This is a genomic window from Halosimplex halobium (assembly GCF_051414055.1).
GTDB lineage: Archaea > Halobacteriota > Halobacteria > Halobacteriales > Haloarculaceae > Halosimplex > Halosimplex halobium.
Genome location: NZ_JBLKNX010000017.1, coordinates 1 through 11,436, shown reverse-complemented (window position 1 = coordinate 11,436; position 11,436 = coordinate 1). Strand labels below are relative to the sequence as shown.

Annotated in this window: 11 protein-coding genes; 6 read left to right on the top strand and 5 right to left on the bottom strand. The window is 70.9% G+C overall.

Features of this window, described 5'->3' with window-relative positions; genetic code table 11:
- Window positions 1-18 precede the first annotated feature (18 nt).
- Window positions 19-804, top strand: a complete 786-nt coding sequence (locus ACMGFG_RS17365) for an SAM hydrolase/SAM-dependent halogenase family protein (protein ID WP_436931584.1) — start codon at window positions 19-21, stop codon at window positions 802-804.
- A gap of 57 nt (window positions 805-861) precedes the next feature.
- On the opposite strand, the gene ACMGFG_RS17360 is transcribed toward ACMGFG_RS17365, so the two are convergent.
- Window positions 862-1,479, bottom strand: coding sequence for a helix-hairpin-helix domain-containing protein (locus tag ACMGFG_RS17360; protein ID WP_436931583.1), 618 nt, complete (start codon window positions 1,477-1,479; stop codon window positions 862-864).
- 203 nt (window positions 1,480-1,682) lie between these two features.
- On the opposite strand from ACMGFG_RS17360, the gene ACMGFG_RS17355 reads away from it, so the two are divergent.
- Both ACMGFG_RS17355 and hflX read left to right on the top strand, forming a co-directional pair.
- Window positions 1,683-2,660 (top strand): MBL fold metallo-hydrolase, encoded by a 978-nt coding sequence (locus tag ACMGFG_RS17355; protein WP_436931582.1) that lies wholly within the window; start codon window positions 1,683-1,685, stop codon window positions 2,658-2,660.
- Window positions 2,661-2,976: 316 nt separating this feature from the next.
- The gene (hflX, locus tag ACMGFG_RS17350; protein WP_436931581.1) at window positions 2,977-4,293 is read left to right on the top strand and encodes a GTPase HflX; all 1,317 of its coding nucleotides are present in this window, start codon (window positions 2,977-2,979) and stop codon (window positions 4,291-4,293) included.
- 43 nt (window positions 4,294-4,336) lie between these two features.
- Here the strand turns inward: hflX and ACMGFG_RS17345 are convergent, their stop codons facing one another.
- Together ACMGFG_RS17345 and ACMGFG_RS17340 are read right to left on the bottom strand one after the other, a co-directional pair.
- Window positions 4,337-5,113, bottom strand: coding sequence for a class I SAM-dependent methyltransferase (locus ACMGFG_RS17345; protein WP_436931580.1), 777 nt, complete (start codon window positions 5,111-5,113; stop codon window positions 4,337-4,339).
- Between the two features lie 757 nt (window positions 5,114-5,870).
- On the bottom strand, window positions 5,871-6,611 hold the full coding sequence (locus ACMGFG_RS17340) for an HFX_2341 family transcriptional regulator domain-containing protein (RefSeq protein WP_436931579.1): 741 nt from the start codon (window positions 6,609-6,611) through the stop codon (window positions 5,871-5,873).
- Window positions 6,612-6,730: 119 nt separating this feature from the next.
- Between ACMGFG_RS17340 and ACMGFG_RS17335 the strand changes: the two genes are divergently transcribed.
- The 3 genes from ACMGFG_RS17335 to ACMGFG_RS17325 are packed head-to-tail and all read left to right on the top strand — an operon-like array spanning window position 6,731 to window position 9,282.
- On the top strand, window positions 6,731-7,609 hold the full coding sequence (locus ACMGFG_RS17335) for a hypothetical protein (RefSeq protein WP_436931578.1): 879 nt from the start codon (window positions 6,731-6,733) through the stop codon (window positions 7,607-7,609).
- Window positions 7,610-7,654: 45 nt separating this feature from the next.
- On the top strand, window positions 7,655-8,293 hold the full coding sequence (locus ACMGFG_RS17330; protein WP_436931577.1) for a hypothetical protein: 639 nt from the start codon (window positions 7,655-7,657) through the stop codon (window positions 8,291-8,293).
- A 56-nt stretch (window positions 8,294-8,349) separates the two neighbouring features.
- Window positions 8,350-9,282: a hypothetical protein gene (locus ACMGFG_RS17325; RefSeq protein ID WP_436931576.1), complete on the top strand. Its 933-nt coding sequence runs from the start codon at window positions 8,350-8,352 to the stop codon at window positions 9,280-9,282.
- A 48-nt stretch (window positions 9,283-9,330) separates the two neighbouring features.
- On the opposite strand, the gene ACMGFG_RS17320 is transcribed toward ACMGFG_RS17325, so the two are convergent.
- Together ACMGFG_RS17320 and ACMGFG_RS17315 are read right to left on the bottom strand one after the other, a co-directional pair.
- Window positions 9,331-10,575: a mandelate racemase/muconate lactonizing enzyme family protein gene (locus tag ACMGFG_RS17320; protein ID WP_436931575.1), complete on the bottom strand. Its 1,245-nt coding sequence runs from the start codon at window positions 10,573-10,575 to the stop codon at window positions 9,331-9,333.
- 161 nt (window positions 10,576-10,736) lie between these two features.
- Window positions 10,737-11,273, bottom strand: a complete 537-nt coding sequence (locus ACMGFG_RS17315; protein WP_436931574.1) for a response regulator transcription factor — start codon at window positions 11,271-11,273, stop codon at window positions 10,737-10,739.
- Between the last annotated feature and the right edge of the window lie 163 nt (window positions 11,274-11,436).

Below are 11,436 nucleotides of genomic sequence, written 5' to 3'. Positions count from 1 at the left end.
TTCGCCGTGCCATCGGGTATGATAACGCTCGCCTCGGACTTCCCGAGCCCGTACCCCGCTGCGATGCGGGGCGTGATCTGCTCGCGGTCGGACGCCCGGATCGAGGACATCGCTCACGACTTCCCCCGCCAGGACGTGCGCGCGGCGGCCTTCTGGCTCCGCGAGGTGCTCCCGTACTTCCCGCCGGCCACCCACTGCGTCGTCGTCGACCCCGGTGTCGGGACGGACCGGAGCGCGCTCGTCGTCGAAGCCGGCGACCACGAGATAATCGCGCCCGACAACGGCGTCGCCGTCCCGGTCGCTCGCGAGCTTGCGGGTGGCGACGGAGCGGAGACCGACGGATCCGACAGTGAAGCCTTCGACGTGTGGGAGATCGAGTACGACGACGGCGAGACGGCGAGCAACACGTTCCACGGCCGCGACGTGTTCGCGCCGGCGGCCGCTGACGTACACGACGAGGGCGGGCCGGCCGCGCTCGACCGGTGCATGCGGACCGACGACTGGGTCGACCTCACCTTCCCGGAACCGGACATGGTCGCGAAGGGCGCCCGCGGCGAGGTACTCGTCGTCGACGGGTTCGGCAACGTCATCACGAACATCCCCGGTGGGTCGGTCGAGGACAGCGAGGGAGTCCGGGTCAACGACGAGCTGATCCCGTTCCGCGACGCCTACGCCGTCCGGGACCCCGGCGAGCGTCTCGTGACCGTCGGCAGCCACGGCAACGTCGAACTCGCCGTCAACAGGGGTCGCGGCGACGAGGCGTTCGACCTCGGCGTCGGCGACAGCGTGTTGCTGGAGTGGTAGGCGGGCGCTCGCGGTGCTCCCGGTGGGTCCGAGGGCGGCGCCCGCCCGGGGACGGCGTCAGTCGACGAACTCGCGGAGGCTCGCCAGGCTCGTCGGCCCCATCCCGGCGACCGCCAGCAGCGCGTCGTCCGCCGCGCCGCGCACGTCGCTCTCGGTGACGTAGCCCGCGGTCCGGAGCTTCCCGGCGGTCTTCGGACCGACCCCGGGCACCTCTTCGAAGGCAACCTCCGGGTCCGTGTCGGTATCGCTCTCGCCGGAGTCGCCGTCGTCCGAGTCGTCGCCGCTACCGTCTCCGTCAGCGACGCTACCGTCCGCGTCGCGGCCGCTCGGGTCGGCGAGCAGGTCCAGCGCCTCGCGGAGCGCGTCGGCCTTGTGTCTCGCCTTGCGGCCGTCCGCGCGCTCGTAGGCGGCGAGCCGTTCGCGGAGGCGCTCGTACTGGCCGGCGTCGCTCGGCGCCTCGGCGTCCGGCCGCGGGCGGTAGCGCGTCCCGAGTTCGGCGTCGAACGCGTCGCGGCGAACGAGCGTCGTTGCCCCGGATTCGTCGCGCAAAAGCACCACCCGCGCGTCGGTGTAGATCACCTGCCGCCGCTCGTCGGTGCGCTGGTCTTCGAGGACGAGTCCGATCTCCGTGCCGATCCTGCTGGTTCTCGACGGATCGTGGTGTGCGTCTGCCATGGTCGGGTTCGAAGCCGTGCCTGGTTGTTTCTCGGCGGCACGTACCCCGTACGATCGGCACGCACTCTGGCGATTTGGGCCTGTCGATTCCGGGTCTCGTCGACGGTGCACAGGGGAGCTGTCTACGATGGCATACAGCGTAGACGCCGGGCGACCGACCGGCCGACGACACGTATATTCGGCGGAGGAACCAACGGACGGGCGTGACTCGGCGAGTCCGGCTGGGGAGCGGGGTCGAAGTGACGTTCGCCGGCGGCGAGCGGTTCGTCGCGGACGGGAGCGGCGACGCCGACGCGACGCTGGTGAGCCACGCCCACGGCGACCACTACGCGAGCGGGTCGGAGATTGTCGCTTCGGAGCTGACGGCGGCGCTGCTGGACGCCCGGCGTGACGGCGCCGCCCCGACCGCCGTCGACCATCCCGCGGTCGAGCTGTTCCCGGCGGGACACGTGGCAGGTTCGCGAGCGATGCGACTCACCGACCCCGAGACGGGCCGGCGGTACCTCTACACGGGCGACTGCTCGACGCGCGACCGCTTCCACCTCGACGGGTTCGACCCCGTCGACGCCGACGTGCTGATCCTGGAGACGACCTACGGGAAGCCGGAGTACCGGTTCCCGTCGACCGCGGAGTCGGAGGCGGCGATCCAGTCGTGGCTCGCGGCGACGACCGACCGGCCGGTCCTCCTGTTCGGCTACGCGCTGGGGCGGGCCCAGAAGCTCCAGCGGGTCCTCGCCGATTCGCCGCGCGAACGGGTGTTCGTCACCGACGCCGTCGCCGACGTGAGCGACGTGATCGAACGCTACCGCGACGTGACCTTCCCGGGCGAGCGGTACGACGCCGACGTGGACCTCCGGGCGGGCGACGCGCTCGTCTGCTCGGGGTCGCCGCGCAGTCCCTGGGTGGAGTCGCTGGTGGCGTCGACCGGGGCTGTGACGGCCGGGTTCTCCGGGTGGGCCGTCGACGACTCGTTCGTCTACCGTCGCGGCTTCGACGAGGGATTCGTCCTCACCGACCACCCCGACTACGACGAACTGCTCGAGGTCGTCGCCGCCGTCGACCCCGAGCAGGTGTACACCCAGCACGGCTTCGCCGACGAGTTCGCGACGAGCGTCACGTCGGAACTCGGGATCCCCGCGCAGTCGCTGAAGCGGAACCAGGCCACGCTCGGCGACTTCTGAGCGCCGTGCGGGCGACTCCCACACCACGGCAACGCTCATGATGGCCGCGGCCGACCGGACGGGTACGGCGATGGAGATCAGACACTTCTGTTGACCGGCTTCGAGCGCGGGTGCTGTCCGTGGACCCACATCCGCGGGTCGCGACGCGCTCGTGGCTGTCGGTACCGCTGCGGTCACGCGCCGGTAGCGTGACGCCGCAGCGGCTCCGTGACCGGCGATCGTCGACGGTCCGACAGCTCGGCGACCATCCGACGTGGATCCGGCGGGCGGGCGGCGGTATCGCGTGCAGACTGACACCACAGAGACATCGATACACATGAGACGACGGACAGGAACGGCAGCGATCGTCGCGGCACGAGCCGACGAACGACCGGTCGACACGGACGAGATACGGGCGCTGACCGAGGCCGCGGGCTACGAGGTCCGTGGTGCGGTGACGCAGGCCCGCGCGGAGGACCCGGGGACGCACTTCGGGCGCGGGAAGGTCGCCGAGCTCTCCGCCCGCGTCGCGGAGACGGACGCGGATCTGGTCGCCGTCGACGGGGAGCTGACACCCCGGCAGACGGCCGCCATCGGGGAGGCGCTCCCCGACGGGACGACCGTCTTCGACCGCTACCGGCTCGTGCTCGCCGTCTTCGCCGACCGGGCGGGCACGCGGCGGGCGCAACTGCAGACGGAACTCGCCCGGCTGCGGTACGACCTCCCCCGGCTGAAGGCACGCTCGGACGTGCAGGGGATGAACAGGCGCGTCGAGAAGGGGACGCCACTCGACGGGGTGAAAAACCGGATCGCCGACCTCGAACGGAAGCTCTCGGACCTGCCGCACCCGGCCGAGCAGCACCGCGCCGAGCGCCGCGAGCAGGGGTTCGACCTGGTGACGCTCGCGGGCTACACGAACGCCGGGAAGTCGACGCTGTTGCACCGGCTCGCGGACGACCTGACGCTCGAGGAACCGACCGAGGGCGACTGCCCCGCGACGCGCGAGCGCCACAGCCACCCCGACGCGGCGACGGAGACCGCAGCGGTGCGGGACCGGCTGTTCGAGACGCTGGAGACGACGACGCGGCGGGCGACGGTCGACGGGCGGCGGACCCTCTGTACCGACACCGTCGGGTTCGTCGCCGACCTGCCCCACTGGCTGGTCGAGTCGTTCAGCGAGACGCTGTCGGACGCCGCGGCCGCCGACGCGGTCGTGCTCGTCGCCGACGCGAGCGACCCGCCGGAGGAGTTGCGCGAGAAGGTCGGGGTCGCGCTCGACGTGCTGGCCGGGCAAGGCGTCGACGAGTCGGCGGTCGTCACGGCGCTGAACAAGGTCGACCTGCTCGACGGCGACGCGCTGGCCGGGTGCCGCGAGGCGGTCGCCGACCTCGCCCCGGAGCCGGTCCCGGTCAGCGTCCGGGAAGGGACGAACCTCGACCGCCTCCGCGCGGCCGTCGCGGCGCGACTCCCAACCGAGCGCGCCGAGTTGCACCTCCCCAACCGCGACGAATCGATGGCGCTCGTCTCGCGGGCGTACGGCCGCGCGGTCGTCGAGTCCGTCGACTACGGCCCCGAGACGGTCGCGCTGTCGGTCCGCGGACGGCCGTCGGTGATCGAGCAACTTCGGGCCGACGCCGAAGCGGTCGGGGAGTAGCGCCCGCGGGACGGCGGCGTCCGCTAAAGGGACCCACCATCGGCTACGCCGGTCGCGCCCGCAGCGAGAAGGTGAGCGCGACCGGGTCGTCGGGGAGCCGCCAGCGGCCGGCGTCGTCGCGCACCATCCGGTCCCACCGCCGCCAGTAGTCGAACGGGTGTTCCCGGAGGAACTCGACCCGCAGTCCGGCCGAGGCGAGCGCCGTGACCACGTCGCCGAGTCGGTGGTGAGTCAGGTAGTGGCGCTCGTCGGCGCCGAAGTCCGATTCGGTCCGCTCGCGCGGGCCCGTCTCGAAGTACGAGCGCTCGATCTCCAGGTCCCCGTCGAACGAGTGGACGAGCGGGTGGCCCTCGAAGAGGTAGAAGACCCCGCCGTCGGCGAGCGAGCGCGCGACCGCGTCGGCCCAGCCGTCCAGGTCGGGGAGCCAGCCGAGCACGCCGCGGGAGGTGTACACCACGTCGAAGCGGCGGTCGAGTACGTCGGCGGCGTCGTAGACGTTGCACTGGACGAATTCGGCGTCTACGTCCGCCTCCGCGGCCAGCTCTCGGGCGACCCGCAGGCTCTCGCCCGAGATGTCGATGCCCACGGGTTCGGCGCCCTCCCGCGCCCACGAGAGCGTCTCCAGCCCGTTGTTGCACTGGAGGTGCAGCAGCGACCGGCCGGTGACCTCGCCGACTTCCTCGCGCTCGTGGTCGAACAGCGTCGACTCGCCCGTCCGGAACGCTGCCAGCGGGTAGCTGCCGTGGTCCATCTTCCGCGGCGTCGAGCGGTCCCAGTAGCGGCGGTTCGCCGCGAAGACCGCCTCCGGGTCCTCGGTCATGCCGGAGACAGACCGCGCCGTGGCTTATGTTTCCGGGTGACGGAGGGGGTCGGAAACCGAGCGAACGGGGAATATCACCCGGTGTTCGTTCCCGGGATCGCCGTCAGACCAGGTTTCGGTGCGGTCGCCGCGCGCCAACGCGCGCGCTAAGCCGCGCGACCGTAGCCGCGTGAGGTCTGCGGGCGACCCGGGCGTCGCCCCAATGGCCCGAGGGACCGCCGGTCCCTCGCTGTCTTCGGGAGTCTGCGACCGAAGGCTCGTCGGAACGTGCTCCGACGGTGGATGAGCATCGCAGCCTGCGAGAAGCGCAATCGGCTGGGGCGGGTCGTGGCCGTCTGCGGTGGGGTCGCGGTGGCGTGCCGAGCGGTCGCGTTCCCGGGCTGTCGAACACGTAGCGACACCACACGGAACACCGGGACGAGCAACGAAGGCAACAGCTCGAAGCAGGAGTGGGGCGACCGGAGGCGGTCGTCCCCTGTCAGAGGCACAGGTGGATCGGTTGGCGGGCGATGCGACAGCGGCGCAGTCGGGGGCGGCGTGGGGAGGGCCGAAGCGTCAGCGGGTGGGGACCTGACAGGGCGACGCGAGGGCCGTCGCACCCACCGAACTGCGCGCACCTACTGGTAGAGGGAACCGGTTTGTAGTTTCTATCTCGGTACCGTCTATTGTATCGATACTACCTATACTATCGTTACTCGCTGTACCCCGGTTACTCTATCGAGCGTCGATACGGCGCGACCGAACGGGACCGGTCGAGTCAGAGCTTGTGACGGAAGGCGTGGAGGACGTTCGCGCCGGTCTCGGTGAGGCGGATCTGTTTCTGGCGGCCGACGCGCTCGACCTCGATGTAGCCGTCGTCGACGAGCGGGTCGATGACGTTGGCGTTCAGCAGGGCGAACTTCGCCTTGTCGTTGGCGGGGTCGGCGTCGGCGATGAAGGAGAGCGACTCCGCCTCGGCGTGGTCGATGAGGTCGGACTTCTTGGCGGTGTAGGTGTCGGTGTTGGTCTCCTCCAGGAAGGCGAGCATGGCGACCTGGTCGCGGGAGACGGCCTCGATGGGGTAGGATGGCAGGACCTCGTCGTCGCGCATCCCGCGGGTGCGCGGGTGCTCCTCCAGGTCGGGGACGTGTTCCTCGGCGCGGACGTAGTAGGCGGTGGCCTCGGTGGCCATGCAGGCGATGGCGCTGCCGATGGCGGCGAGTTTCCCGCCGCTGGAGACGTTGACGCGCACCACATCCTGCTCGTGGTCGGCGGCGACTGTCGTGACCACCGCGAGCACGTCGTACAGATCCGAGAGGGCCGTCTCCCGGAAACGGACCGTTCGACCGTCGTCTTCCAGTTCCTCGACGAGCGCCTCCTGGTAGGGCGTCAGCGGGGTGTGTTCGCCGTCGGCGGCCAGCAGGTAGACCACGTCCGCGTCGTGCTTGCGGAGCGGCCGGAGGACCCGGTCGTGCTCGTACCCCAGCGGCACGACGTGGACTTCGTCGATGGTTCGCATGCCAGGGAGCGCGAGCGCCCCCGAGGAGAACGTTTCGGTGGCAGGCCCGTCCGGCGAGCGCGGGACGCGGCCACACACCGCCCGAAGACGTATCGGTCCGCCGCCGGTACGCCCCGGCGATGACGACCGGCGAGCGGACGGGGGAGGGGACCGACTGGGAACCGACCCACGAGATCGTCTCCACGGGCGACCTCGCTGACGAGGTCGCGGCCGACACGCGCCTGGTCGCCGTCGCCTGTGAGTTCGGCGACGAGGGGGTCCTGACGATGGCGACCGACGATGTCAGCGACCGGAGCCCCCACACCCAGCGGATACTCGACGGGGAACTCGACCGCGTGGACGACGGGGCCGACGGCGGAACCGACCCCGCGTTCGGCGGACCGACGTGGCGGGCGCCGCTCCCGGACGACGCCGACGCGCTGGTGCGCGCCCTGACGGTCGCGGACCCCGAGGCTGACGGGTCGCTCGGTGAAGCGCGCTGGCGTCGCTGGGACGTGCAGCGGGTCGAGGTCCGCCGCGATGGACATCCGGTCTACCGGTCGGTCCCGCACCACTCGCGGTTCGAACTCGACGCGACGGGGGTGCCCGCGCTCCCCGACCGGGCGTGCGAGCGCCTCGCCGACCTGCCCTGCGCCGCCGTCCCGACGGGGCCGGTCGCGACGTGGTCCGGCGGCGGGGAACTGACCCACCGGGCGCTCCGCCTCGAGGCCGGGTCGGGCGTCTCGCTGGAGCACGTGCGCCGCGTCGCCGTCGACCGCGACCGCCGCGAGCTCGTCGTCGACTGGGGACCCGTCGGCGAACGCGTCGACCGCGAGCCCAGCCGGGTGCTCCGCGGGCTGTTGCGGGCGTTCGCGTGGACGGTCGACCGCCTCGACGGCTCGACGGACCCGCCCCGGAGGCTGTCGTTCGCCGACGCCGGCGAGTTCCGGCGGGCGGTCGCGGGGCTCGCGACCGTCCGCGAACGGGTGGGGTACGACTTCGAGGTCGTCGAGATGTGACGGGATGGCGCCAGTCTTTACAACCGGAGCCGCCCGAGTAGTGGCATGGTCAACGTCAGGGACCCGGAGTCGCTCCGGGACGAGCCCGGGGTCGACTTCCGGGAGCAGGAGCAGGTCGTCGACGGCGAGGAGTTCGAGCAGGCCGTCGAGGGCGCGGAGAACCAGAGCGGCCTCGTCGTCGTCGCGGTCACCGACGACCGGGAGCGGCTGCTGCTTGTCGACTCCGAGTGGGTCGACGGGTGGACGCTCCCGAACGGCCCGGTCGGCGCCGACGAGGACTGGGCGGTCGCCGCCGACCGCTGGAGCGAGGACGCGCTCAGTTTCCCCGTCCAGATCGAACAGCCCGAGCTGGTCATCCGCACGGAGACACGCGCCGAAGGCCGCGACGAGAGCGTCGTCGGCTACACGGTCGCGTTCGCCGCCTCACTGATCCCCGCGATGGGCGGCCCGGGCGGCATGGGCCCCGGCGGTCCCCCGCCGGGCGTCGGCCCCGACGGCGAGGAGACACCGGACGGCGAAGCGGCCCCGGAGGGAGAGGGGCCACCCGCGGGCGGCCCCAGTGGACCGCCCGGCGGTCCCGGCGCCGGTCCCATCGCCTCGAACCCCAACCTCGACTGGTTCGACAGGGTCCCCGACGAGGTCGCACCGGGACACGACGCGCTCGTGCGGTACTTCCTCGGCTGACCGGCCGAGCGAACCCCGCCGCAAGACACTTGCCGCCGGTCGCCGACCCACGGGTCGTGCGGATCGACGCGACAGCGGCCGAGCGGTTTCTCGCCTGCCTCGACGTGGAGGGCTCGCTGGAGCGGGTCTGGGAACACCCGGCCTACGATGTCGTCCGCGAACACGCGGACCTGCTCGGCCGGGACATCGCGCGCGAAGACGTGGAGCGGGGACTCTCCGGCGAGGACACCGCGTTCTCCGGGGTGGGGGACCTGCCGGAGCACCGCGACCGGGTCCGCCGCCTGCTGGAACGGGTCCGCTCGAACGAGGCGGCCTGGATCGACCGGATCGAGGCCGCCCTGGAACGGGTCGCCCCGGACGAGGACCACGCGGACGTGACGGTGTTTCTCGGGGTCGGCTACGACTACGGGACGGGGGTCGGCGGGGAGCGGGGCGCCTACCTGAACCTGCACGCACCGCTGTTCCGCGACGCGCCGCGTGAGGTGCTGTACACCGCGGCTCACGAGTGTTCGCACGTCCTCCACGAGCGGGTCCACCGCTCGCGGCGCGCACTCGGCCCCGACGCGTTCGAGGACCCGGCCGGCCAGCGGACCGTCTTCGACACCGTGGTTCACACGGAAGCGTTCGCGACGTACACGCCGATCCCGCTGCGTCGCGCGGACGACGGCGCGGACGGCGACCAGGGCGAGCGCGACGACCCCGTCGCCGAGGACTACGCCGTGCTCTCCGACGACGACCGGCTGCCCGACCTCGTGGCGACCTACGACTCGCTGCGCGCGTCGCTCGGGGAGTCCGCCGTCCCGCCCGACCGCCTGTTCACCCACCTGTTCGGAGGGCAGCGGCTGCCGTATCGCGTCGGCACGGCGATCCTGACCGGGCTCGAAGCTACTCGGGGGATCGAGGCGGTCCGCGAGGCGTTCTACTGCGACCCGGACGAGTTCACCGCCGAGTACGACTGGGTGCTCGACGGGTACCGGTCCGACGAGTGAATACCGGTCGAAAGCGCGGAAAATCGGAGATTTCGCGCTCGAAGAGGGTCAGGGCGCTTCGTCGAAGAGGGTCTCCCCTTCGACCATGTGCTCCTCGACGGTGTCCAGATCGAGGGTCAGGCCGAGGCCCTCGTCCTCGGGCACCTTCATGTAGCCGTCCTCGATGAGGCCGTCCTCCTCGACGAGGTCCTCCCACCAGTCGAGTTCGTAGGAGTGGTACTCGACGGCCAGGGAGTTCGGCACCGAGGCGCCGACGTGGGCGCTGGCGACCGTCCCGACGGGCGAGGAGACGTTGTGCATCGCCACGGGGACGTAGTACTGGTTGGCCACGTCGGCGATCTTCCGCGTCTCGCGCATGCCGCCGATCTTCGGCATGTCCGGCGCGACGATGTCGACGGCCTGCTCCTCGATGAGCCGGCGGTGCTCGGTGACGCGGTAGCGGTTCTCCCCGACCGTGATGGGGGTGGTCGTCGAGTCGGTCACCTTCTCCTGGACTTCGAGGTTCTCCGGCGGGACGGGGTCCTCGAGCCACCACACGTCGTAGTCGTCGATGGACTCGGCCAGGCGCTCGGCGGAGTTGCCCGAGAACGTCCAGTGGCAGTCGAAGGCCACGTCCGCGCGGTCCTTGACGCGCTCGGTCACCTTCTCGACGATCTCGGCCTTGTGTCGGATCTCGCCGGGCCGGAGGTGGCGGTTGGCGCGGTCCTTCTCGTGGCCCGAGGGCACGTCGAGGTCGAACTTCAGGGCGTCGTAGCCGAGTTCCTCGACGACGCGCTCGGCCTCGTCGGCGCAGGCGTCGGGGTCGGCCTCCTCCTCGGTGTGGCAGTCGCAGTAGACCCGCATCTCGTCGCGGTACTTGCCGCCGAGCAGCTGGTAGGCGGGCACCTCGATGATCTTGCCGGCCAGGTCGTGCAGCGCGACCTCGATACCGGAGATGGCAGAGACGGTGACGCCCTCGACGGATCCCTCGCCGGACATCTTCTGGATGAGGTGTTCGTAGAGGCGGTCGATGTCCAGCGGGTTTTCGCCGATGAGGAACGGCGTCATCCGCTCGATCAGTTCGGGGATGCCCGCGCCCCAGTAGGCCTCGCCGGTGCCGACGAGCCCCGCGTCGGTGTAGACCCGCACCAGCGTCCACGGGAAGTTCCCGTCGACCATCGTCGTCTGTACGTCCGTGATCTCCACGTCACGGCCGCCGCCGCGTCGGGCGGTGGTGTCCATCGTCTCCGCGGACAGCTCCCGCATCGTGTACTCCGCGTTCGGGTCGTGGAGGTCTCTGTAGTCGCGTCCCATGTCGGCGGCTACTTGTGGCCCCTACTAAAGTGTGGAGGAAACGCCGACGCTCCGTTCGGCTCTCCGAAACGAATCGACTCCCGGGTCGGCCGAACGGAACGTGCGTGCCGTCGGATCGTCTTGACGGACCGCCCCGGGTCAGCCAGGCGGCCCCGGCGGAGTCAGTCCTCGGGACCGGGGTCGGGGCCGTCCTCGATCCGGCCCTTCAGGTCGTCGAGGCGGTCCAGCAGTCGCTGGTACTCCTCGCTGTCCTCGAGTTCGGCCGGGTTCTTCTCGACGCGGAGGGTGGCGACCTTCGCCGAGAGAGCGTGGTACTCCCGGACGACGGCGCGCTTGTCGAGCCGGTTGACCGTCTCGGCGACGACCGACTGCAGTTCCGGCCCCTCGACGGGCTTGAGCAGGTAGTCGTCGAACCCCATGTCGACGATGTCGAAGCCGGGGTCGACGGCAGTCACCATCACCACCCCGCAGTCGATGTCACGCCCGCGGATGCGTTCGAGGACCTCCCGCCCCGAGAGCCCGTGCATCCGGCGGTCGAGCAACACCACGTCCACCTCGTCGGTCACCAGTTCGAGCGCCGACTCGCCGTCGTAGGCGGTCAACACGTCGTAGAACTCGCTCAGCTGACTCGCGTACACGTCGGCGACCGCCTCGTCGTCGTCGACGACCAGCACGGTCGCTACCCCCCCTCGGACCATGTATCGCAGTTGGCGGGTACCCGATTTAGAACTTTATATCCGACTGCTCTGTTGAATCCGGTGAGGGCGAGCGGATAGCGTCGCTCTGAAGGTGGAAGCGAAGCGGAGAGAGTGAATGTACCTATGCCACTCTTCCGCTTCGTTAAACAAGCGGCGTCGCTGG